The sequence below is a fragment of the Sphingomonas sp. MJ1 (PH-R8) genome (genome assembly GCF_048058635.1).
Taxonomy (GTDB): Bacteria; Pseudomonadota; Alphaproteobacteria; order Sphingomonadales; family Sphingomonadaceae; genus Sphingomonas.
This window is the reverse complement of sequence record NZ_JBBEFX010000003.1, coordinates 264,934-287,457: the sequence shown is the minus strand read 5'-3', so window position 1 is coordinate 287,457 and position 22,524 is coordinate 264,934. Positions and strand designations below refer to the sequence as shown.

The window sequence follows — 22,524 nt, the reverse complement described above, 5'->3', positions numbered from 1 at the left end:
ACCGGCGGACGTCCGGCTAGCGCGAGGTAACCGGCACCCCACAACGGGCGTGGTCACCCGCCTTGCAGGCGGCGACATCGGCCTGCCAGCGCCGGCGAGCGGCCTCGGCCGCGGCAACCTGATCCGCATAGTTGGTGAGCGCCTCGTCATGGAGGCGCTGTTGCTCGCGATACTGCGCCAGCCGTTCCTCCTGCGCCTGCCGGTCCGCGGCAATCCGCTGCGAGTCGGCCTCGGCCAGGACGCGCTGCGCGGCATTGGCTTCGCGCACGCGCGCCGCCTCGGCCTCCGCAGCCGCGCGCGCTTCCGCATCCTCGGCCGTCCCCGTTTCCGTCTCGCCAGAGCGGGAGGCATCGGCGCGCTGCGCCTCTTCCATCGTGGGGAGGTCGAGCCTCAGCCCGCCGCTTGCGCGTTCCTGTTGCGGAAGGGCGCTCGCCGCCGGCGATGCCTGCGCCGGCGACGATCCCACCATCCATAGCGCCGCTACCGCAAGCGTGATCTTGTGCTTGGGGACCATCACCCCTCCTGATCGAAGTTCAACACGGCCTTAGAGCGCTCCGTCGCTTCCTGTCCACGCAGCGAGGTGATCTGGCGCGCGCGCGAGTCACGAGCGACATTGTCCTGGGGCACGCCGCCTGATCTAGTGCCTGCGGAGCTTCCCCCGACCTGATTCCCGGAGTGTGCCAATGACCATCCGAAGCAGCGACGTCGAGGGCGTCGAACAGATCATCCTGCCGCCAGTGCGCGATCTGGGAGATGGCTTCACCGTGCGTCGCGCGCTGCCGTCGGCGCATCGCCGCATGGTCGGCCCCTTCATCTTCTTCGACCAGATGGGGCCGGCGGCGTTTCGCGGCGGCGAAGGCCTCGACGTACGCCCGCACCCGCACATCGGGCTCGCGACCGTCACCTATCTACTGGACGGGGAGATCCTGCACCGCGACAGCGTGGGCTCGGTGCAGCCGATCCGGCCGGGCGAGGTCAACTGGATGACGGCAGGCTCCGGCATCGTGCATTCGGAGCGTACCGGACCGGAGCAGCGCGCGGCCGAGAGCAGCCTGTTCGGTCTCCAGACCTGGCTGGCGCTGCCGACCCATGTGGAAGAGGCCGCTCCGGACTTCGCGCACTACAAGGCGCAGGAGATCCCCGTCGCCGAAGCTGACGGCACCCGCCTGACGCTGATCGCCGGCACGTCGGACGGCATGGCGTCTCCGGTGAAGACCTTCTCCGACCTGGTCTACGCCGACATCCAGCTGGCGCCCGGCGCACGCTATCAGGTGAAGGCCGAGCATATCGAGCGCGCGATCTATGTCGTCGAAGGAAGCGTCGCGGTCGTGGGACAGACCGGCACCTTCGCCACCGGCGAGCTCGTCCTGTTCAAGCCCGGCGCGGAGATCATCGTGCAGGCACCCCAGGGTGCGCGCCTGATGCTGATCGGTGGCGAGCCCTTCCCCGAACGCCGCTACATCTTCTGGAACTTCGTTTCCTCGCGCGAGGAGCGGATCGAGCAGGCCAAGGCCGATTGGAAGGCGCAGCGGTTCGCGCCAGTGCCCGACGAGGACGAGTTCATCCCGCTCCCGGAGACGCCGGCCCCGGTGCGCTACCCATGATGGTAGCGGTCAGGCCGCGCACCTAGGACTACGCCGCGTCTTCGGCCGGGCAATAGTCCCGCAGGAAGGCGGCGTGCGTGGGCAGCAGCGAGACCTGCTGGGCCACCCGCGCCCTCATGTCCGCCAGCACCTGGCGCAAGCGAGCCGCACCCATGATCTCGGCCATGCGATGATGCTGGTGCGGCAGCAGCCGCTGGCCGATCATCACCTGGGCCCAGGAATCGACGCGGAACAGGTCGGCGCCATCCTGGTAGGCGATGCCGCCATCGCGGAACAGCGCGATCCGATCGCGCAGCGACTCCGGAATCTCCATCGCCCGCATGCCGCGCCAGAACGGCGTGTCCTCCCGTTCGGTGAGGACATAGTGGAGGATGATGAAGTCCCGGATGCCGTCCAGCTCCGCCGCCGCCTGCGCGTTGAAGCGCCGCGCCGCCGCAGCGCAGTCGCCCGCGAAGGGGAAGAGCTGGAGCAGCCGGGTGATCGCGATCATGACCAGGTGGATCGCGGTGGATTCGAGCGGTTCGACGAAGCCCGCGGCGAGCCCGAGTGCGACGCAATTGCCTCGCCATGCCTCGGCCCGCCGCCCGGCACGGAAGCGGATCAGCCGCGGCTCGGCGACGATCTCGCCCTCGACCTCCCGGAGCAGTTGCGCGCGCGCTTCATCGTCGGAGAGGTGGCGGCCGTCGTAGACGAAGCCGTTGCCGACGCGATGCTGGAGCGGGATGCGCCACCGCCACCCAGCGCCATGGGCGATGGCACGGGTATAGGGCCGCGCAGGCTCGACGGCGCGCGTCTGCACCGCGACCGCGCGATCGGTGGGCAGCCAGTGCCCCCAATCCTCGAACGGCGAGCCCAGCGCCTGCCCGATCAGCAGCGCGCGGAAGCCGGTGCAGTCCAGGAACAGGTCGCCTTCGATCCGCTGACCCGAACGCAGCACCAGGGCAGTGATATCCCCGCCGTCACCCTGTTGCTCCACCCGCTCGATCATCCCTTCGACACGGCGGACGCCGGTCTGCTCAGCGATGCCGCGCAGGTGGCGCGCGTAGCGCCCCGCGTCGAGATGATAGGCGTAGCTGAGTTCCGGCAGCTTGGCGCCGATCGCGAACCGCCCCGCATCCGCCGCCTGGAGCTCCAGGCAATAGTCGCCGAAATCGCCGCCGAAGCCCTCGTCGCGCGCCTGCAGCCAGAAATGGTGGAATGCGCCCATCCAGGTCGACTGACCGGTCTCGCCGAACGCGTGGATGTAGCGATCGCCCTTCTGCGCCCAGTTCTCGAACGCGATGCCGAGCTTGAAGGTGGCACCGGTCTCCGACATGAACCGCTGCTCGTCCAATCCGATCAACCGGTGAAAGGCCCGCGCGGTGGGAATGGTCGACTCACCTACGCCGATCGTCCCGATCTCCTCGGATTCGACCAGGGTGATGTCGAGCAACGCCCCCAGTTGCTGGGCAAGCGCCGCTGCGGCGAGCCAGCCGGAGGTGCCCCCGCCTGCGATCACCACTCGGCGGCGCTGCGGGACATCGGTCGGGGTCATGGTGTTCACCTGTTCAGACGCTGCATCACTTGCGCGCGCAGCCGCCGCGCGGCGCGGTCATCGAGAGGAGCGAGCGGGCCGCGCGCGTGCGGGGGCAGATGCTCCCCTGCGCGATCTGCGGGGCCGAAGACATAATAGTCGAACAAGGCGCGCCAGCTCTGCTTCTCGTGCTCCGGCCGGTCGCGCAGGCTGAGCAGCGCATGCAGCAGCGTCGTCATGGGCGTATCGGCGAACGCGGGTGCCTCGTTCCACCAATAGTTCACCATGACGTTGAAGGGGTCGAGCGCCTCCACCTGGTGCCACCACAGCGCCGGGTAGACGAGCACGTCCCCCGGTTCGAGCTCCGCCACCTGCGCCGTCGCCAGCGCCTGCCGGAATCCCGGGTAGCGGGCGTGATCGGGTGCGCGGAAATCCACCATGCTGACGACCTGCCCACCCGGGGTCGGCTCCAGCGGCCCCGGATAGAGGTTCGCGACCTGGTCCGGCGGGAACAGGGTGAAGCGCCGTCGGCCGACCAAGGGACAAGCGACGTTGTTCGACATGTCCCAGTGCGCCGCGGCCGTGGTCCGGTTCCCGATCCAGATGCTCGCAAGCGGCGCTTGTGCGCCCGGCAGCGCACCATCGGGCACCACGGGATTCTCTTCACGGAACCCGGGAAGGTAGATGTTCAGGTCTGTCGAGCCGACATAGATGGAGGGCGCGTCCGGCTGTCCCATGCCGCCGCGGATCCGCTCCAGATAGTGGGCCAGAGGTGCGCGTCCGCCCGCGAAGTTCATCGCGCTCAGGTCTTCGTTGTAGAAGAAGCGGCCGCCGATGGCAGGATCGCCGACGAAGCCGACCACGCCGCGGCCCGCATCGAAGCGCAGGAGATAGGCCATCGCCGCCTCGGCGCCCTCACGTCCCGCGGCGACCAGCGGCAGATGCTGAGCGGCACCCTTGAGCACGACCGGCTCCCCCGCATCCACCAGCGCCTGGTAGTTCACGTCCCCATGCGGTCCTTCGATCACGCGGACCGGGGACAGGGCGCCCAGGGCAGTCACGGCAGGGGCGACCGACGGCTCTTGCGATCGATCAGCCGGGCGACATTCGCAAGCGAGGACACTGCCCAGAACGCCGCCTGCAGGAAGCCGCGTTGATGCAGGCTATGCAGCGCCGGTCCCTCCAGGGCGCCCAGACGCTCCGCATCGATCGTGAGGAAACCGTCGAGCGTATAGCGCTTGGTCTCGCTCAGCGTCACTTCCAGGGCGATCGGCTGGATCAGGTCATGCGCCTCGAACGCCTCGAACATCGGGTTGGCGATCAGGACTCCGGCGTGGATCCGCCTCAGCACACCAGACATGGCGTCCAGATAGGGAGAGTTGCCGCCGTGGGGCAGGAAAACCGCCTGTGCCTGCGCGCCGCCGATCCGGGGATGGTCGAGGTCGACGTGGATCATCGGTTCCGCCTCCGCGCCATCTTCCGAAGCCTGGAGCCCGATGGAAAAAGGCCCGCGCTGGTGCAGGGCCGGCACGTAGCGACCGTCCCAGACGCCGTCACCGAGGAACAGGTTCTCGTCGCGCTCGAACCCGAGCAGCACCACCGACTGGAACCGCCCGTCGCCCCCGCGACGAAACAGGATCGGGTATTCGCGCTGCGCCTCTTCCCATTCGGTCGGGAAGACCAGCGTCTGGTTCACCGCGTCGCCGAATTCGGGACCGTGGCCGATCGCGACCGTGAGATCCGCGTGGTCGACATTGTTGAGGAGGACGATGTTCGTCACGTTGCGCCCTTTGCGGCTTGCAAGCGTTCGCGCCGCAGCCGCGGCATCATGCGGGCGCCGGTGCTCGAGTGCAATCCGCCCAACGACGATGGGGCCGCCTCTGCAGGCGGCCCCACCTTCTTCAAGCTCCGCGCTTAGAAGCGGAAGCGGCCCCCCAGCAGGAACCGGCGCTGGAGTTCCTGCGCGAACCAGAGTTGGCTCTTGCTGCGGGCATAGGTCCGCAGCGACTCCTCGGTCAGGTTGATGCCCTCGAACGAGACCGCGAAGTTGGGCGTGATGTCATAGCTGATGTTGAGATCGAGCTGCCCGAACGGCTCGGTGAACTCCGGGTTGCGCGAGCCCTGGCGGTTGATGCCCGACAGGAACTTGTCGCGCCAGTTGTACGCCACCCGGGCCGACAGGCCGTTCTTGTCGTAGATCAGCGTCGCATTGAACGTGTCGGAAAGGCCGAGCAATGCGAACTGGTCCTGCGACGGGCTGGCACCGATGTTGAACCCGACGTCGCCACGCACCAGCGTGTAGGCGGCGCCGATGCCGAAGCCGGTCGATCCGAAGAAATGCTGCCCCGCGATTTCGAGGCCGTAGATCTCCGCATCGCGGTTGTTGACCGGCTGGGTCACCTGGAACTGATAGAGCACGTCGGTGCCGTTCGCCACGACGTCGCGCGCGCTGTTGATCTGCTTGACGAAGTCGTCGTTCAGCGAGCCGGTCGTGGTGTTGTAGTTCGCCTGGAACGCGGCCGTGGCAGCGGCGACCGAGCCGGTCTGGTCGATCAGCGCCGTCAGCGCAAACAGGTTCACGTCGCTCTGGTCGGCACCCAGCGACTGCAGCGCCGCCCGTGCCTGGCCGGACCGGGTGCCTTCCGCGCCCGAGCTCGGGTCACGCAGGCCGAACAGTTCCGAGGTGAACTGCCCGTTACCGATGAAGTTGCGCACGCGCTTGTCGAAGACACCCAGCGAAACATAGCTGTCCGGCTTGTAATACCATTCGATCGACGCATCGAAATTGTCGGATTCGAGCGGGATCAGCCGGGCATTGCCGGTGGAGCCGGTCGCGACGCCGCCGTTGGCGATCGGGCGCGGCGGTCCGCCGACGCTGGTAGACGTGAACAGGCTGCCATATTCCGGCCGGGCGATCGTCTTGCTGTACGACACGCGGCCGATCACGTCGGGACGCAGCTCGACCTGGAAATCGATCGAAGGCAGGAAATTGTCGTAGGAGCCGCCGTCCGTCAGGAAGCTGTTCTCGTTCGAGATCACGACGGTGAAATCGTTATCCGACACCCAGTTGATGGCCGCCGGCACCGCGACCAGCGAGGTCGATTCCGAATCGGTGTGCTCATAGCGCAGACCGCCGACCAGCGTCGCCGGGCTGTTGCCGATGTCGCCCTTCCAGGTGACCTGCGCATAGAGCGACCAGATCTTCTCGCGGACGCGATTGTCCTCGTTGCTGGTCGTGCCGATCGCATTGCCCTGCCCGGCGTAATAGGGCGAGAGGATCGAATAGATGTTGGCCGCATCCCCGCGGAAGGCCGTCTGCGAGTCGGGATCGCTGCCCGGATCGAAGGCGTTGAACTTGCAGACCAGGCAGAAGGTCTGGAGTGCGCCCGGCGCCAGCCGCTCGATATCGCCGGGGCTGGTGATGCCCCAGTCGCCGAGCGTCTGCTGGGTGGCCACGCGGGTCTGCCGCATGCGCGTGTCGCGATAGTTGCCGCCGAAGTCGACTCGGCTGCCTTCACCCAGGTCCCAGCCGAAGTCGGCACGTACCTCCTTCACCGTCTGGGACTGGGACGACGCATAGGTGCGCCCCATCTGCGACCCGACCTCGGCGAGGGTGAGCGGGCCGTTCAAGGTGACGTCCTGCTTGGGAATGTCGCCGCTATAGTCGACCGAATGTTCCGTCACGACGTTGGCGCCGATGCCCACCAGGGTCGAGCTGTTGCCGTTGGGATTGTTGGGGCGGCTCCACGCCTTGCTGTAATGGCCGTCGAGGTTGAGCGAGAAGTTGTCGGCGATGTCCCACTTGCCGTTCAGGCCATAATCCTGAATCCGGCTCTTCTGGCCGCGGTTCTGCGCCTCGAAGCCTACGTCCTTGGCGCCGTTGATGGTCTCGTGGAGGTAGGTGGCGGTCGCAACGGTCGGGTTGCCGTCGAACTGCACCTCATCGAACGGCCGGCTGAACCAGTTCGAAAGGTCGGACCGGACTTCCTCCTGGGTGTTCTGCGCGAACAGGGCGTCCGCGGTCAGCGTCAGCGTCTCGACCGGCCTGAACTGGAACACCGCCTGGCCGTTGATGCGCTCGCGGCTGCCCTCGGCATAATGGTAGCGGCTGTCGTTCGGAACGCCCACCAGCTGGTCCGGATCGGAAGGTGCGCCGGTGATCTCGGTGCTGCCGTCCGCCTTGACGAACCCGCCGCTCAGGAAGGTGCTGTAGGGGATGATGTTCCAGTCGTTGGACGTCGCGCTGATCGAGGTGAAGTTGCGCTTCTGGTAGCTGCCGAACAGCGACACGCCGAAGCGGTTGGTCGGATCGGCCCAGCTGACCACGCCGGACAGTTCGGGCGTCACCTTGGATCCGCAATCCAGGCAGCCGTGGGTGCTGGTGTCGTAGAGCGCCTTGGCGCCGATGCTGCCGGTGATACCACCCTCGCCGTCGAGAGGCCGGCGGGTGACGATATTGATGGTCGCGCCGATGCCGCCGGTCGGGATCGAGGCGCGGCCGGTCTTGTAGACCTCCAGCGTCCGTACGCCTTCGGAGGCGAGGTTGGAGAAGTCGAACGAGCGGCTCGACCCTTGCGCGCTGTCCGAATTCTGGTCGCCGCCGACCACCTGCACGTTGGCGGTGGCGAGCTGGCGCCCGTTCAGGGTCACCAGATTGTAGCTCGGCCCGAAGCCGCGCACCGTGACCTGCGAGCCTTCGCCGTTGGTGCGGTTGATCGACACGCCGGTGATGCGCTGAAGCGACTCGGCGAGGTTGGTGTCCGGGAACTTGCCGATGTCCTCGGCCGAGATCGCATCGACGATGCCGGTCGAGTTGCGCTTGATGGCGATGGAGCGCTCAAGGCTGGCGCGGATGCCGGTGACGACGATGTCGCTGCCAGTCGCGTCCTGATCGGCCGACGCGGCCTCCGACGTGGGCGCCGCCTGCGGCGACGTCAGCTGGCCGGCATCACCCGCCGGATCTGCCGTCGTGCCCGGAGCCGTGGTCGGCTGCGCATTGGTCGCTTCCGCGCCGCTTTGCGTCTGCGCAAAGGCAGCCCCCGAAACCGTCAGACACGTGGCGAGCGCCATACCGGAAGCCGAGCGCGCGAGCGCCGACGCAAGACCCTTGGCCTTCATCATCATCCCCTCCCTAGTCGCGGTCGCTGACCGCGTATGCTTTCCCGGTCGTACGCCGGCTATGTGACCGCTATCGTAACGCCAGTTCTTCGGCTTTCACAAGCGCTTTCAAGACCAGCCGGAATAGTTTCTTCAACTTTGCTTCGTGCTCTTAATCATACGAATTATTTGTCGGACATTCAGCGGAACCTGGATTGATGTCCGAAGGACAGCCGGCTCAGGCGCTCGCCGGAACCGCCGCCATCCGCCGAAGCAGCCATTTGCGCGCCTCGGCGAACCACAGCACCGCGCTCCCCATGCCCAGGCACAGCAGCCAGTCGGCACCGGTGAGCGGGGTGGTGTCGAACGCGGCGTTGAGAAGCGGCAGATGGACGACCGCAACCTGCAGCAACGCCGAGAGGATCACGGCACCCCACAGCCAGTGATTGGCAAACAGGTGGCGAAAGGCGCTGGCCGTTTCCGAGCGGGCGCTGAAGCAGTTGAACAACTGGGCGAACACCAGGACCGTGAAGCCCGCCGTTCGCGCATACTCGAGCGCATGGCCTCCCTCGAACAGCCCGCCGGGCAGGAAAAGGTCGATGGTGAGGAGCGTGGCGATCGCCATCACCAGGCCCATTTCCAGGACACCGCGCCACATGGCGGCGTCGATCGCGGGTTCTCCGGACCGCCGCGGCGGACGGGTCATCACGTCCTCCGTCTCCGGATCGACGCCCATGGCGAGGGCGGGGCTCGAGTCAGTGATGAGGTTGATCCACAGGATCTGCGTCGCAAGCAGCGGCACGACCAGTGTCTTGCCTTCGCCGGCCTCGTCCAATCCGATGATCCCGGCCCCGATCACGCCCAGGAAGACGGTAAGCACCTCGCCCATGTTCGAGGACAAGAGGTATCGCAGGAACTTGCGGATGTTGTCGAAGATCGCGCGCCCCTCGCGCACGGCGACGACGATGGTGGCGAAATTGTCGTCGGCCAGGATCATCTTGGCCGCTTCCTTGGTCACCTCGGTACCGGTAACGCCCATCGCGATGCCGATGTCGGCGGACTTGAGCGCGGGCGCATCGTTGACCCCATCGCCGGTCATCGCCACGACTTCCCCGTTCGCCTGAAGCGCGTCCACGATCCGCAGCTTGTGAACCGGGGCGACACGGGCATAGACCGAGGTCTCGCGCACGGCCTTGGCTAGAGCGGCCTCGTCCAACGCCTCCAGATCGGTGCCCGTCAGCACGGGAGCATCCGCCGGCGCGATACCCAGCAGTGCGGCGATGCGGGCGGCGGTCCGGGGATGGTCGCCGGTGATCATCATCACCCGGATGCCGGCGCGGTGCGCCTCGGCGATCGCGACCGCCGCCTCTTCGCGCGGCGGATCGATGATGCCGACGGTCCCTACGAAGATGAGATCGCGTTCCAGCGCCGGGTCGAGGGACCGTTCCTCCCCCTCCGCCAGCGGACGATAGGCTACCGCCAGCGTGCGCAGCGCCTCGCCGGACAGCCGCTCGACCTCGCCCGCGGCGCGCGCGCGATGGCCTGCGTCGAAGGGAAGCACCTCCATGCCGACGCGCACGCGGGTGCAGCGCTGCATCAACACATCGGGCGCCCCCTTGGCGACGAGCACCAGTTCGCCGCCATGCTCCATGTCGCGGGCGATGGTGGACATCATCTTGCGTTCGGACGTGAAGGGAAGCTCCGCGACCCGCTCGAAGCGCGTCTGGCGCCGCCGGTCCGCGCCCAGCTTCTTTTCGGCGACCAGGAAGGCGGCTTCGGTGGGATCGCCCTCGATCTCCCAGAGGCCGTCCGGCGTCTGATGCAGGCCGGCGTTGCTCGCCAGGCTGCCGCCGCTCAGCACCACGACGAGCTCCGCCTTCAACGTGCCTGCGATCACGGCGTCGCCCGGCGCCGTGATGGCGCCCTCCGGGACATAGCCGACGCCTGCCACGCGGCTGTCGCCGGAGGCGGTGGCGATCCGCTGGATCGTCATCTGCGAACGGGTGAGCGTCCCGGTCTTGTCGGAGCAAATGACCGTGGCGGCGCCCAGCGTCTCCACCGACGAAAGCCGCTTCACCACCGCCCTGCGCGCTGCCATGCGCTGGACACCCAGCGCCAGCACCAACGACAGGATCGCCGGGAGGCCTTCGGGGACCGCCGCGACGGCGAGGGAAACGCCGAGGAGCAGCACCGCGACGACACCGCTGAAGGTGGCGACGTCGGAAACGGCGAATACCGACGCGATCACGATCAAGGCGATGACGACCACGGCAAGGCCGAGCATGCGGCCGATGCGGGCGACCTCCTGCTCCAGCGGTGTCGTGCTCTCCTCGGTCGCGTCGAGCAGCGTGGCGATCGCCCCCATCTGCGTGTCCATTCCCGTGGCGGTGACGACGGCCCGTGCCGTCCCCTGCGCCACGGCGGTGCCCTTGAACACCATGGACGTGCGATCCGCGAGCGGCGCGGCGGCCGCGAGCGGGTCCGGGCTCTTCGATACCGGCTCGCTTTCCCCCGTCAGCGACGCTTCCTGGACGCGAAGCGCCGCAGCGGCGATCAGGCGCGCGTCCGCGCCGACGGCGTCGCCTTCCTCCAGCAGCAGGATGTCGCCGGGAACCAGTTCGATGCTCGGGATCCGATGGCGCTCGCCCGCCCGCAGCACGGACGACGTCACCTGCGTCATCCGCCCCAGGGCGGCGACCGCATCCGCGGCCTTGTTCTCCTGGGCAAAGCCGAGCGCCGCATTGACCAGCAGCACCGCCAGGATGACGATGGTGTCGACGGGCCAACCGCCCTCATGCTCGATCAACCAGGCGAGGAACGCCACCGCGCTGGCGCCGAGCAGCAGATAGACGAGCGGATCCCGGAACTGCGCGGCGATCCGGCGCCAGAGCGACGGACCGGCGGTGGTGCGGAGCGCATTGGGGCCATGTTCGGCTAGGCGCCGGGCCGCTTCGCCGGCCGACAGGCCAGCCTCCGGGTCCACGCCCAGCGATGCAGCCACGCCCTCTGCCGGCTGCGTCGAGGGATCGGGGGTCGAGGCTGACTCGGTCCTGCTCATGCGCCTGGATTAGCCTCTCTCCACGCCGGCATCGATCCCCCCTTCCAAGGGCGCCGCGCTGCGCCGGGACGGGAATAGGGCGTGATCGCGTCCGCTTTGCGGGTTTTGGCCGATGTTGATGCCCCCGCGCATGCGCAACCTAGACGCGGCAAGCAGAAAGGGAAGTTCGATGCGTGTTCTGAGTACGGCGACCATCTTTCTCGTCGCGGCCGGGTTTGCCGCTCCGGCGTCTGCCCAAGAAGACGGGAGTTTCACGGGCCCCAGGGTCGAGGCGATCGCGGGCTGGGACAATTTCAGCGCCGGGCACGGCGAGTCCGATTCCGAGGACGACTTCGTGTTCGGCGGTGCGATTGGGTACGATTACCAGATGCAGAACATCGTCGTCGGTGCCGAGCTGGAACTCACCGGCGCCGGCACCTCGTCGACGGTCAGGAGCTACATGACTCCGTCCGATCTCTTTCGCGTGGAAGCGGATCGCGACATCTATATCGGCGCACGGCTCGGCTACGCCTTTACCCCGCAGTTCCTCGGCTATGTGAAGGCGGGCTACACCAACCTGCGCATCGAGAGCACCTACATCCCGAGCGTGCCGGGCCGGAACACCATCGACGATGCGGCGGACAGCGACGGCTTCCGGGCAGGCCTGGGCCTGGAGTACCGCTTCTCGCAAGGCTTCTATGGCAAGGGCGAATATCGCTATTCGAACTATGGGGACGTCCGGGGCTACGACCTCGACGTCGACCGGAACCAGATCGTCGTCGGCCTCGGCTACCGCTTCTGAACGGCGCTGCCGAAGGGGATCGACAGCGACACCGCGCCATAGAGCGTATCTCCCGTCGACGGAGCATTGGGCGCTTCCTTGAGGAAGCGCCCTTTCTTTAGCCAGGCCGCATTCAACTCGAGCTGGGCACGGTGAGGCAGCAGCCACCAGCGGACCCGCCCCTCCACCTGGTGCCCGGCGAAGCGCCCCGATCCGCCGGAGGCGTCGCGCACGGCCGTGGTGGAAAAGCTGTCCGTGCAGGAGTCGAGCCACATCGCCCGATAGGCGAGGAAGCCGTCGAGGCGCTGGTTCGGCGTCACCTCCAGGCGGACCGACGGCGTCAAAATGTTCGCCCGCCCGACCGCACCATAGATCGCGCCCGGCCCGAGGTCCGACCGCCGGGCCCCGAACAGCGTGTCGAACCGGCCGTAGCGCCCGCCCGATCCGTCGCCGCTCGCCTGATCATAGGCCAGGGAGACCCGTGCATGAGGGGCGCCGGGGAATCGATAGCCGGCGGCCGCGTGCACGAACCAGGCGGAGACCGGCAACTCGGCGGCATCGGCGGTCGTGTCGGCGCGGATCGAGCCGAACTGGTACACTGCCTCCAGTTCGAAATCGGCGCCGTCCGGCCCCGGCGCATCAGCCAGCCGCAGATCCAGGCTGTGCAGCTTGCGATTCCGGGTTGGCCCGTCGGGCGTGTCCCGCTCGTTCAGCCCCAAATAGCCGATGTCCAGCGTGCCCGAGCCAACCGGAACCCCGGCCAGGTGCGTGCCCCAGAACTGCAGGTCAAACCCCTCATGATCCCATTGCACCCGGTTGGCGAGCACCGCATCCTGGTCGTCGGGGCGGTGCTGTTGCGGCAGCGTGTAGAACAGCGTGGCCGTGCCGCCACTCGCCGGAAGCGTCGCGACCAGGCCGGTGAAGGCACTTGCCGTGTTCCGGTAATCATGCGCCGCGACGAGCCGCCGAGATCCGACGTCGAACTTGACCCGGCCGACCCGGACGAGGCCTTCGCTGCCCACCGTCAGCCCGGCATAGGCCTGCATCCATTCGAACGCGTTCACGTCGTTCGCGCTCACTTCGCCGCCCCGTTTTCCGAAGTAGCCGCGACTGTCCTGGAGTTCGACGCCGGCGCGCAGCCGGTCCTGGGCATAGGCGAGGAGCACCGTGGTCCGGATGCTGAGCAGCGAATCCGTGTCCGGAAACCCGGCATGGGCCTGGCCACGCAACGCTTCGTAGCGCACGCGCATCGACCCGGTTAGGGAAAGGGGATGGTGCGGCGCCGGCTCGGGAGCGCTGGTTTCGGCCTCCTGCGCATGTGCGGCAGGCGCGCCGGTCCACGCCAGCGGCAAACACGAGAGCAGAAAGGCCAGCCGCACCGTCCGGCCGGGGTCCGGGCTCGGGCGGAACGTCGCGCCGGGACCGGAACGCACCCGCTGCCCGCCACCGACCCGATCCAAGGACACCGCGCCGCCTCCTCCACGGGCCGGAGAATGCGCCGCGGCGGCCGGGTCTCGCGATCGGCGAATCCCCGGACCCATGCGCAAACGCGTTCCGGAGAACGATCCTGAGGCGGACCGGGGGGAGTTCCCCCCGCCCCGTCTCGGGGATGTCCCGATGCTGGCGGGTCAGGAAGGTCGATACCGATTAGGGGTCCGCAACAGGGGTTGAGTGTCATGCCGCGTGATCCTTTGCACCAGAATAGCTGCCTGTTCCTGATCGCGGCCGCGGTGCTCCCGCTGGGAGCAGTGCCCGCGATGGCCGACGAAAACGGCGCAAGTCTCTATCTGCTGGGGTCGGGCGGGCCAGGCGCGGCGGTCTCGCCGCCGCTGCCGGGCGTGTACCTCGACAACATCATCATGGTCTATGACGCCAGCTCGCATGCGAGCCGCGATCTCACCATCGGTGGCAACGTCGTGGCGGACGTCGATTCGACGGTGGCCGCCAACTTCACGACGCTGCTCTGGGTCCCGAGCACGAACGTGCTCGGCGGCACCCTGACGGTCGGCGGCACGCTGCCGGTCGGCGCACCGATGATCGATGCCTCTGCCGTGCTCACCGGGCCGCGCGGACGCCAGCTCGGCGTCCGCACCCATGACTCCGCACTGATGGTCGGAGATCCGATCGCCACGGCGATGATGGGCTGGAAAAGCGGCAACATGCATTACGCGGTAAGCGGCATGCTCAACGTCCCGGTGGGACATTACCGGGTGGGCAGGCTTGCCAACATCGCCTTCCACCGCTGGGCCGGAGACGTTTCAGTCGCCGCGACGTGGCTCGACCCGAAGACCGGCTGGGACGTCAGCGGCAAGGTCGGCTTCACATTCAACGGTCACAACGAAGACACCGACTATAATTCCGGCAACGACTTCCACGCGGAGCTGGCAGCGGAGAAGAAGCTCTCCTCGAAGTTCTCGCTGGGTGCCCAAGGCTATTACTTCCAGCAGGTGAGCGATGACACCGGCGCGGGCGCGAAGCTGGGCGCCTATCGAGGACGCGTGCTCGCGGCGGGTGGGACGCTGGCGTATGACACCGTGCTCGGACGCAGCCCCGCGACGATCCGGCTGCAGGTCCTGCAGGAGTTCGATGCGAAGAACCGCGTGGAAGGCACGAACTTCATGCTGAGCCTCAGCCTGCCGTTGCACATGAAGATGCCCGCAAAGGAGTGAGCGGCGCCCGCGTCAGGGGCGCCGCACGCAGCGGAAGCCGACGTGCGACGTGGACGTGTCGATCGGATGCGCATGACGCGCCGCCGGCCGGTAGCGTCGGCAATAGTTGGGCGCACACAGGTGCGATCCGCCCTTCAGCACCTTGCGGGCGATCCGGGCGGCATCGGCCGGATCGGCGCTGGCCTTGACCTTGTCTTGCAGGGACGCGCCGCAGCAACTTCCGCGCATGGCGCCCGGGGTGCTCCACCAATCGGCTGTCCACTCCCAGACATTGCCGATCATATCCACCAGGCCATAGCCGTTGGCCGGGAAGCTGCCCACCGGCGAGGTCCGTTCCCATCCGTCCAGCGCGAGGTTGCGGTGCGGGAACTCGCCCTGCCAGGTGTTGGCCATGTGGGCGCCGTCCACCAGCAGCGCATCGCCCCAGGCGAACTCGGCGCCCTCGAGGCCGCCGCGCGCGGCATACTCCCACTCGACCTCGTTCGGCAGGGACAATCCCGCCCAGGCGGCATAGGCCTCCACGTCCGCAAGCGCGACGTGAACCACCGGATGGTCCTCCGACCCCTCGATCGTGCTGTCGGGACCCGTCGGGTGCCGCCAATCCGCGCCGGGAACGAAGCTCCACCATTGCGACGAAGGACCTCGCGGATCGATCGCGCCCGCAGGCGGTGCGAACACGAGCGACGCAGCCACCAGCATCTCGGGAAGCGCGCCGGGGTAGTCGGCCGCATTCGGCGGCGTTTCCGCCATCGTGCGATGACCCGTCGCAGCGACGAAGGCGGCGAACTGCCGGTTCGTCACCGGCGCACGGTCGATCCAGAAGCCGCTCACCGACGCGCGCCGGCTGGGGCGCTCCTCGGGATAATGATGGTCCGAACCCATGGTGAACGCACCCCCGCCGATCCAGACCATGTCCGGGTGGGAGTTGCCGTGACCATCTGCTTCGAAACGCGTCTCGGTCATGCGCCGAATACCTCGATGTGGAACACGATGCCCGTGATCGCGAGAACGCCGATCGCGAGCAGCAGGATGCTGGTGATGAGCGTGAGGGAGACCGGATAGTCCATCTCTCCGTGGACGAGCCCTGCCTCCTTCAGTTCCGCCCGGACGTGGCGCAACTGGAACGCGAACTGCAGGTGACGCGAGATGCCGCCGACCAGCAGCAGGATGCCGAGGACGATCAAGGCTGCGCCAAAATTCCGAGGCGCTGCCGAACTACGGATCGTGCCCATGTCGTGCAGTTTGTCGAACGTCTGGTACAGCGTGAAACCAAAGCCGATCAGCGAAAGCGACGTCCGCTGCACCGACATCAGCGTCCGATCCGCGCTCATCCGGGTGCGCTGGATCGACATGCCGGTCCGGCGCATCGACATCTCGGTACGTTCGCCGGACAGATCGGTACGGTGCTCTGAAAGATCGGTACGGTGCTGGGAAAGGCTGGTCCGGAACTCCGAAAGATCCGTGCGGTGTTCCGACATGCGGCTGCGGAGTTCGGAAAGCTCGCTGCGGAAGCGGGCAAGCTCGACCGATGCCGCACCGTTTTCCTGGCCAGCGGTGTCCGGAACGGGCGGTAGCGGCGGCAGGGCCATGGGCGCCGGGCGCTGGAGATGAGTATCTTCGGCCATCGCTTTCCCCATTGCTGTCAGGGGCAAGAATCGCCGAGCGGCCGCGGTAAGCCCATCGGGACAACTCCCGAGCGGCGCGAGCGCCAGAACCCCGGCTTGAGGACGATCGCTCCGGCTTGTGCCCTACCCTGCCAGCGGGTTGATCCCGATGGCTGGCCTGCGGGTCCGTGGCGACGATGGCCCATCAGCCAGGGAGGCCGCCATGACCCTTTTCAGCGCAATCGGTGCCGTACTCCTGATGGCGGACCCGACGTCCGCCGGTCCCGAGGATCCGCCCGTGGAGCAGGGTGCGCCGGCACCGGCACCGGCACCGGCAGCGCAGGGTGTCGGCACGCCGGGGAGTGATGCCAATCTGGCGCAACAGGTTGCGAACCCGGTGGCGGAACTGATCAGCGTGCCGTTGCAGAGCAATCTCGATTGCTGCTTCGGCCCCGCGGACGCGAACCGCTATACGCTCAACATCCAGCCGGTCATCCCGGTCCGGCTGAACTCGGAACTGAGCCTGATCACGCGCACGATCCTGCCGTTCATCGCGCAGGAACGAACCGTCTCGGACGGGCGCGGCACGAACGGCTTCGGCGACATCACGCAGAGCTTTTTCTTCAAGCCCCAGATCAACGGCATCACGATCGCCGCCGGCCCGGCTGTCGTGTGGCCGATCGGAAACAAGGAATTCGGCAGCGGCAAATGGTCGGCAGGCCCGACGGCCCTTGTGGTCAAACAGACGCCAAAGGGGACTACGCTCGGCATGCTCGCCAACCATCTCTGGTCCTATGCGGGCAAGGATGACCGGCCGGGCGTCAGCGCAACCTTGCTGCAGCCGTTTCTGACACAGACGTTCCACAACGGCATGAGCATCGGTGCGAACACCGAGGCGAGCTACAACTGGAAGCAGAAGCAGTGGACCGTGCCGATCGACATCACGCTGGGCCAGCTGATCCGCATCGGCCGGCAGCCCATGCAGATCTCGATGAGCGGCAAATATTATGCCGAGCGGCCGAGCGGCGGGCCCGACTGGGGACTGCGGCTGACCCTGACCTTCCTGTTCCCCGAATGATGGCGTCAGCGACTCGCCGCTGACCTCCTCGACTCGCCGATCGCCGCGTGCCGGCGCAGGGCGCGCCGCTCCCTCTCGACAACAGTTCAAGACCGAGTCCCTGCGGCTTCGCAGCGGGCCGCTGCGAGGCTGCGCGCACCGCCGGTCGCGCGCAAACCGCCGCCCCGGGACTCGACCGATGCTGGTCCGCGGGAAAGCCCTGATGCCGCCCGGTCCCAAGACTCGGCACCCTTCCGACGCAACGGCAAGAAGGAGTCCGATCATGCCCAAAGGCAAACCAAATATCCTTGTGATCTGGGGCGACGACATCGGCATCAGCAATCTGAGCTGCTACAGTCACGGGCTGATGGGCTATCAGACGCCCAACATCGACCGGCTCGCCCGAGAGGGCATGATGTTCACGGACAGCTATGGCGAGCAGAGCTGCACGGCCGGGCGTTCGTCCTTCATCACCGGGCAGAGCGTGCTGCGCACCGGCCTCTCCAAGGTCGGCATCCCCGCGGCGCCGATCGGCATGAACGAAAAGACGGCGACCATCGCCGCGCTCCTCAAGGAGCAGGGCTATGCCACCGGCCAGTTCGGCAAGAACCACCTGGGCGACCTCAACCACATGCTGCCCACGAACCATGGCTTCGACGAGTTCTTCGGCAACCTCTACCACCTCAACGCCGAGGAAGAGCCGGAGATGACGGATTATCCGAAGGATCCGCGCTTCCACGAGGCGTTCGCCCCGCGCGGCGTCATCCATAGCTGGGCCACCGATACCGACGATGGTACCGAGCACGAGCGCTGGGGCCGCGTCGGCAAGCAGCGGATCGAGGACACCGGCCCGCTCACCAAGAAGCGGATGGAGACCGTCGACGACGAGTTCGCCGCGGCTGCCAAGGATTTCATGAAGCGGGCCGCCAACGACGACCAGCCCTTCTTCCTGTGGCTCAACACCACCCACATGCACCTGTTCACCCACCCCAAGCCCGAGAGCAAGGGACAGGCGGGCCGCTGGCAGTCCGACTATCACGACACCATGGTCGATCACGACAAGCTGATCGGCGAGGTGCTCGCCTTCCTCGACGAGCTCGGCATCGCCGACGACACCTTCGTGCAATATTCGACCGACAACGGCCCGCACCGCAACACTTGGCCCGATGGCGGCATGACGCCGTTCCGCAGCGAAAAGAACACCAACTGGGAAGGCGCCTTCCGCGTGCCGTTGCTCGTGCGCTGGCCGGGCAAGATCGCGCCCGGTTCGATCGCCAACGGCATTATCCAGCATCACGATTGGCTTCCGACGTTTCTCGAGATGGCCGGCGCCCCGGACGTCGTTGAGAAGCTGAAGAGCGGCTATGACGCGATCGGGCGCACCTACAAGAACCACATCGATGGCATGAGCCTGCTCGGCTATATCACCGGGGAGGAGGAGAAGAGTCCACGCGAGTTCTTCTTCTACATCAGCGACGATGGCGACATTCTCGGGATGCGCTACGACAATTGGAAAATCGTGTTCATGGAGCAGCGTGTTGCCGGCACGATGCGGGTGTGGGCCGAGCCTTTCACGCGGCTGCGGCTGCCGAAGGTCTTCAACCTGCGCACCGACCCGTACGAATATGCCGACATAACGTCGAACACCTATTACCACTGGTTCCTGCACAACGACTATTTCATCTTCATCGCACAGCTCGCTGCGAAGAAGTTCGCGGAAACGTTCCGAGAGTTCCCGCCGGTGCAGCGGCCGAACAGCTTCACGATTGACGATGCGATCGCAAAGATGGCCGACGCGAACGCCGGCGCCAGCTGACGCGGCGCATCATCACGCGGGCTCCGCTTCCTCTCCGGCGGAGCCCGCACCCGCCGCACCGCTCACGGACGGGCGGCATTCCGAACCGAAAACCGGAGGTTGCGATGGCGCCTTTCCACCGAACCGTCGTGCGTCGGGCGGCGCGTGCCGCCGTACTCGCCGGCACGTTGCTCCTGCTATCGAGCGGCGCCGTCTCGCAGGACGCGCCGCCGTCGATACCGCCTTCGCTGCAAGGCGCCCATGCGACACCGCAGGGCTATCTTGCGCCCTCGGAGCTTCCCGACAGCCTGGCACTGCTGCCGCCCCCGCCGCCCCCGAACTCCGCGGGCTTCGCCCTGGACGAGGCGGTCAGCAAGGCCATGTCCCTGCCGCCGGGAAGCAGCCGCTGGACGCAGGCGGCGCAGGACGCGGACCTGACCTTCGGACATCTGACACAAACCTTCGACTGTGCGGCAGGATTCGCTCCCGATCCCAAGCGGACCCCGGTGCTCTACCGGCTGCTCCAGAAGTCGATGATCGACATCGGCCTTTCGACCTACAAGGCCAAGAACCACTATCGCCGGACGCGGCCGTTCGTCGCCCATGCGGGCGCGACCTGCTTCCCCAAGGATGAGGCGGCGCTGCGCACCGACGGCTCCTACCCTTCCGGACACAGCGCGATCGGCTGGGGCTGGGCCCTGATCTTCACCGAGATCATGCCGCATCAGGCCGACGCCATCCTCGCGCGCGGCCGCGACTTCGGCGAAAGCCGCCTGGTCTGCAACGCGCACTGGGAAAGCGACGTGGAGGCAGGTCGGACGATCGCGGCCGCCGCGGTGGCGCGACTCCACGGCGACCCCGGCTTCCGCCGCGACATCCTCGCCGCCCAGGCCGAGGCGACACGCGCGCCCCCGCCCCCGGCCGGTACTTGCCGCGCCGCGTCCTAGAGATGTCGCCCGGCCAAGTCCCGAAAGATTCAGCGGGTTTCCCCTGATTGGAGAGCCAAGGCCCCGGGACAATTCTTTCAAGGTCAACAAGCAATGGAGATGCACGATGTATCGACAAGTGCGATGGAAGCTGGGCTTGGCCGCAGCCGTTCTGATCGGTTCGCCGGCATATGCCCAGAGCGCGCCGCAAGCAGGTGTGGCCGGGACGGCCGCCACCACCGTCGATCCCGTGGCGATCCAGGCGCTTCGATCGATGGGGAATTATCTGAAGACCCTCAACTCGTTCGAACTGCGCAGCAAGGCGACGATCGAGACCAACATGGAGAACACCGATCTCAAGGTGAGCCTCGGCCTCGAGAACACCTATCGCGTGCAGCGTCCGAACGCGTTCTTCATCGAATTACGCTCCGATCGTCAGTACCGTCAGTTCTACTATGACGGGCGCAAGTTCACGGTGAACGTCCCGCGCCAGGGCTTTTATGCCGCCGTCGACGCGCCGCCGACCATCGGCGACCTGATCGATGCCATCTACGAAGACTATGGCATCGCCCTGCCGCTCTCCGACATCTTCTATTGGGCGGATGCCGGTACGCCGACCGAGGATGTGCGCTCGGCGGTACGCGTCGGCTATGCCAAGATCGGCGGCGTCGACACCGACCAGTTCGCATATCGCGGGGACGAGCTCGACTTCCAGCTGTGGATCGCGCGGGGATCCCGGCCGCTGCCGATGAAGATCGCGATCATCAACCGCGAAGATCCGATCCACCCGTCCTTCACGGCGGAGCTGACCTGGAACACCAACACCCGGTTCGCACCGTCGACCTTCGCGTTCAAGCCTCCCAGCGGCGCCAGCAGCATCCAGATGGCGCGTCTCGACAGCCAGGAGAAGTAGCATGCGGCAATCCACTTTCCTGATAAGCGCCTGCACCGCCTTCGCGCTCGTGGCAGGGTCGATCGAGGCGGAAGCACAGCGCCGCTTCGGCGGCGGCGGCTTCCACATGCGGGGCGGGAGCATGCATGCGCGCGTACCCACCAACGTCCACGGACCCGGCAGCGGCAAGATCCATACCGCTACCCCGCCGCGCCCGGCTGGCGGTGGCGCCCGTCCCGCTGGCGGGCCGCCCCCGGGACCGCATCCCGGTCCCAATCCTGGACCGCACCCCGGCCCCAATCCGGGCCCCGGCCCACATCCTGGACCGGGCCCGCACCCGGGACCTGGACCTGGACCAGCCCCCCATCCCGGACCCGGGCCGGGACCGGGTCCGCACCCTGGCCCTCCGCCGCCGCCACCGCCGCGGCCGCTGCCGCCGCCCCCACCGCCGCCGCCTGGATGGGGCTGGGGCTGGGGCTGGGATGACGACCCCTTCTGGGATGTTGCTGCCGGTGCGGTGATCGCCGGCACGACGGCGGCGGTGGTTTCCGCGGCCACGCAGCCCGACGTAGTGGTGGTGGACACGTCCAACGCGCCCGGCACGGTCGTCTATGCGCTGCCGCCGAACTGCCCCAAGGTCATTCGCAGCAACGTCACCTACTTCTCGTGCAACAACGTCTGGTACCGGCCGCAGTATCTGTCCTCGGGCGTCTCGTACGTGATCGTCACCGCCCCCTGAGGTACCTCCTGGGGCCCGCATCCCTGCGGGCCCCTTTTTCGGCTCAACGGCGCTGAGGACGCGCCGCGTCCATTTCGGCACGGGTGACATACCCGTCGCGATCGGCGTCCACCCGATCGAAGCCCGGTGCCGGCGCCTTTTTCAATTCCGCTCGCGTGACCTTGCCGTCGCCGTTGCGATCCGCCTCTCCGAGCAGCGTGTCCAGCCGCGCAGAGGCCTGCGGGTTCCCTGCCGCGCGCGGGAAGTCGGATCGGGTCACCACACCGTCGCGATCATGATCGAGCTGGTCGAATCGCTGCGATCGCGCTGCCACATACTCTGCGCGGCTGACGCGCCCGTCCTTGTTGGTGTCCATCTTGGCGAACATCGCCGCGGGGTCGGGGCGCGGCGGCGGGTTCTGTGCGATCGCCGGCATCGCGGATGCGGCAACCACGACGACGAACAGGCTGCGGTGTAACCGGATATGCGGGGTCATGGGAGATTCTCCTCTACGCTGTGCAAAACGCACGCTCGTGGCTTGTCACCTGCCGCGCCGCCTTCGCACCGGGAGATGGCGCAGATTGGCCGCGCACCGACCCTTAGTTCGCGAATGCGAGCGCATCCGGTGCGCGGTCCGGACTTCTCGCCCGAACTTCACGGTAGAACCCCCGATCCAGATCGCCCGTTCGGCGGCCCAATCTCGTCATGTCTCCGCTCCCCGCGCAGCTGCATTCCTTTGCCAGGCGCTGCTCATCCCGGTGAGACTAAAAAAGGGGGAGGCTGGGCTGGTTCGGGATCATTCCCGGACCAGCCCACCCTTCGCGGCGGCAG

Annotated in this window: 18 protein-coding genes; 8 read left to right on the top strand and 10 right to left on the bottom strand. The window is 67.2% G+C overall.

Annotated features, from left to right (window positions below; translation table 11 throughout):
* Positions 1-16: 16 nt before the first annotated feature.
* Positions 17-514: a hypothetical protein gene (locus VPH46_RS04495; protein WP_416609244.1), complete on the bottom strand. Its 498-nt coding sequence runs from the start codon at positions 512-514 to the stop codon at positions 17-19.
* 169 nt (positions 515-683) lie between these two features.
* Between VPH46_RS04495 and VPH46_RS04490 the strand changes: the two genes are divergently transcribed.
* The gene (locus VPH46_RS04490) at positions 684-1,604 is read left to right on the top strand and encodes a pirin family protein (RefSeq protein WP_416609242.1); all 921 of its coding nucleotides are present in this window, start codon (positions 684-686) and stop codon (positions 1,602-1,604) included.
* A 28-nt stretch (positions 1,605-1,632) separates the two neighbouring features.
* Here the strand turns inward: VPH46_RS04490 and VPH46_RS04485 are convergent, their stop codons facing one another.
* The 5 genes from VPH46_RS04485 to VPH46_RS04465 form a co-directional block, all read right to left on the bottom strand.
* On the bottom strand, positions 1,633-3,138 hold the full coding sequence (locus VPH46_RS04485) for a tryptophan halogenase family protein (RefSeq protein WP_416609240.1): 1,506 nt from the start codon (positions 3,136-3,138) through the stop codon (positions 1,633-1,635).
* A gap of 5 nt (positions 3,139-3,143) precedes the next feature.
* Entirely contained in the window at positions 3,144-4,145 is a 1,002-nt protein-coding gene (locus tag VPH46_RS04480) for a cupin-like domain-containing protein (RefSeq protein ID WP_416609295.1), read from the bottom strand.
* A gap of 29 nt (positions 4,146-4,174) precedes the next feature.
* The gene (locus tag VPH46_RS04475; protein WP_416609238.1) at positions 4,175-4,897 is read right to left on the bottom strand and encodes a SapC family protein; all 723 of its coding nucleotides are present in this window, start codon (positions 4,895-4,897) and stop codon (positions 4,175-4,177) included.
* Between the two features lie 134 nt (positions 4,898-5,031).
* Positions 5,032-8,235, bottom strand: coding sequence for a TonB-dependent receptor (locus tag VPH46_RS04470; protein WP_416609293.1), 3,204 nt, complete (start codon positions 8,233-8,235; stop codon positions 5,032-5,034).
* 217 nt (positions 8,236-8,452) lie between these two features.
* Positions 8,453-11,272, bottom strand: coding sequence for a cation-translocating P-type ATPase (locus tag VPH46_RS04465; protein WP_416609236.1), 2,820 nt, complete (start codon positions 11,270-11,272; stop codon positions 8,453-8,455).
* A 169-nt stretch (positions 11,273-11,441) separates the two neighbouring features.
* Between VPH46_RS04465 and VPH46_RS04460 the strand changes: the two genes are divergently transcribed.
* Positions 11,442-12,053 carry an outer membrane protein gene (locus VPH46_RS04460; protein ID WP_164521183.1) on the top strand — a complete coding sequence of 204 codons (612 nt, stop codon included), beginning with the start codon at positions 11,442-11,444 and terminating at the stop codon, positions 12,051-12,053.
* On the opposite strand, the gene VPH46_RS04455 is transcribed toward VPH46_RS04460, so the two are convergent.
* On the bottom strand, positions 12,041-13,498 hold the full coding sequence (locus tag VPH46_RS04455; RefSeq protein WP_416609233.1) for an alginate export family protein: 1,458 nt from the start codon (positions 13,496-13,498) through the stop codon (positions 12,041-12,043). The two genes, VPH46_RS04460 and VPH46_RS04455, sit on opposite strands and share 13 nt — an antisense overlap.
* Before the next feature lie 210 nt (positions 13,499-13,708).
* Here VPH46_RS04455 and VPH46_RS04450 point away from each other — a divergent pair, with 210 nt between their 5' ends.
* Positions 13,709-14,701, top strand: coding sequence for a SphA family protein (locus VPH46_RS04450; protein ID WP_416609231.1), 993 nt, complete (start codon positions 13,709-13,711; stop codon positions 14,699-14,701).
* 12 nt (positions 14,702-14,713) lie between these two features.
* Here the strand turns inward: VPH46_RS04450 and VPH46_RS04445 are convergent, their stop codons facing one another.
* Positions 14,714-15,613, bottom strand: coding sequence for a formylglycine-generating enzyme family protein (locus VPH46_RS04445; RefSeq protein WP_416609292.1), 900 nt, complete (start codon positions 15,611-15,613; stop codon positions 14,714-14,716).
* 47 nt (positions 15,614-15,660) lie between these two features.
* On the bottom strand, positions 15,661-16,326 hold the full coding sequence (locus VPH46_RS04440) for a DUF202 domain-containing protein (protein WP_416609229.1): 666 nt from the start codon (positions 16,324-16,326) through the stop codon (positions 15,661-15,663).
* A 202-nt stretch (positions 16,327-16,528) separates the two neighbouring features.
* Here VPH46_RS04440 and VPH46_RS04435 point away from each other — a divergent pair, with 202 nt between their 5' ends.
* The 5 genes from VPH46_RS04435 (at position 16,529) to VPH46_RS04415 (ending at position 21,714) form a co-directional block, all read left to right on the top strand.
* On the top strand, positions 16,529-17,383 hold the full coding sequence (locus VPH46_RS04435; RefSeq protein WP_416609227.1) for a transporter: 855 nt from the start codon (positions 16,529-16,531) through the stop codon (positions 17,381-17,383).
* Between the two features lie 262 nt (positions 17,384-17,645).
* Complete coding sequence (locus VPH46_RS04430) at positions 17,646-19,178, top strand: arylsulfatase (RefSeq protein ID WP_125959401.1); 1,533 nt, start codon at positions 17,646-17,648, stop codon at positions 19,176-19,178.
* Between the two features lie 104 nt (positions 19,179-19,282).
* Positions 19,283-20,104 carry an acid phosphatase gene (locus tag VPH46_RS04425; RefSeq protein WP_416609225.1) on the top strand — a complete coding sequence of 274 codons (822 nt, stop codon included), beginning with the start codon at positions 19,283-19,285 and terminating at the stop codon, positions 20,102-20,104.
* A gap of 136 nt (positions 20,105-20,240) precedes the next feature.
* Positions 20,241-20,996, top strand: a complete 756-nt coding sequence (locus VPH46_RS04420; protein ID WP_416609223.1) for a DUF2092 domain-containing protein — start codon at positions 20,241-20,243, stop codon at positions 20,994-20,996.
* A 496-nt stretch (positions 20,997-21,492) separates the two neighbouring features.
* Complete coding sequence (locus tag VPH46_RS04415) at positions 21,493-21,714, top strand: hypothetical protein (protein WP_416609221.1); 222 nt, start codon at positions 21,493-21,495, stop codon at positions 21,712-21,714.
* Between the two features lie 43 nt (positions 21,715-21,757).
* Here VPH46_RS04415 and VPH46_RS04410 read toward each other — a convergent pair whose 3' ends face one another.
* Entirely contained in the window at positions 21,758-22,189 is a 432-nt protein-coding gene (locus VPH46_RS04410; RefSeq protein WP_416609219.1) for an EF-hand domain-containing protein, read from the bottom strand.
* Between the last annotated feature and the right edge of the window lie 335 nt (positions 22,190-22,524).

What these genes read in the sequence shown, in the direction of transcription:
- VPH46_RS04450 (WP_416609231.1), top strand. Translation starts at nt 13,709, where the DNA reads ATGCCGCGTGATCCTTTGCACCAGAATAGCTGCCTGTTCCTGATCGCG.
- VPH46_RS04425 (WP_416609225.1), top strand. Translation starts at nt 19,283, where the DNA reads ATGGCGCCTTTCCACCGAACCGTCGTGCGTCGGGCGGCGCGTGCCGCC.
- VPH46_RS04465 (WP_416609236.1), bottom strand. Translation starts at nt 11,272, where the DNA reads ATGAGCAGGACCGAGTCAGCCTCGACCCCCGATCCCTCGACGCAGCCG.
- VPH46_RS04470 (WP_416609293.1), bottom strand. Translation starts at nt 8,235, where the DNA reads ATGAAGGCCAAGGGTCTTGCGTCGGCGCTCGCGCGCTCGGCTTCCGGT.
- VPH46_RS04485 (WP_416609240.1), bottom strand. Translation starts at nt 3,138, where the DNA reads ATGACCCCGACCGATGTCCCGCAGCGCCGCCGAGTGGTGATCGCAGGC.
- VPH46_RS04490 (WP_416609242.1), top strand. Translation starts at nt 684, where the DNA reads ATGACCATCCGAAGCAGCGACGTCGAGGGCGTCGAACAGATCATCCTG.
- VPH46_RS04495 (WP_416609244.1), bottom strand. Translation starts at nt 514, where the DNA reads ATGGTCCCCAAGCACAAGATCACGCTTGCGGTAGCGGCGCTATGGATG.
- VPH46_RS04440 (WP_416609229.1), bottom strand. Translation starts at nt 16,326, where the DNA reads ATGGCCGAAGATACTCATCTCCAGCGCCCGGCGCCCATGGCCCTGCCG.
- VPH46_RS04410 (WP_416609219.1), bottom strand. Translation starts at nt 22,189, where the DNA reads ATGACCCCGCATATCCGGTTACACCGCAGCCTGTTCGTCGTCGTGGTT.
- VPH46_RS04430 (WP_125959401.1), top strand. Translation starts at nt 17,646, where the DNA reads ATGCCCAAAGGCAAACCAAATATCCTTGTGATCTGGGGCGACGACATC.
- VPH46_RS04460 (WP_164521183.1), top strand. Translation starts at nt 11,442, where the DNA reads ATGCGTGTTCTGAGTACGGCGACCATCTTTCTCGTCGCGGCCGGGTTT.
- VPH46_RS04435 (WP_416609227.1), top strand. Translation starts at nt 16,529, where the DNA reads ATGACCCTTTTCAGCGCAATCGGTGCCGTACTCCTGATGGCGGACCCG.
- VPH46_RS04445 (WP_416609292.1), bottom strand. Translation starts at nt 15,613, where the DNA reads ATGGTCTGGATCGGCGGGGGTGCGTTCACCATGGGTTCGGACCATCAT.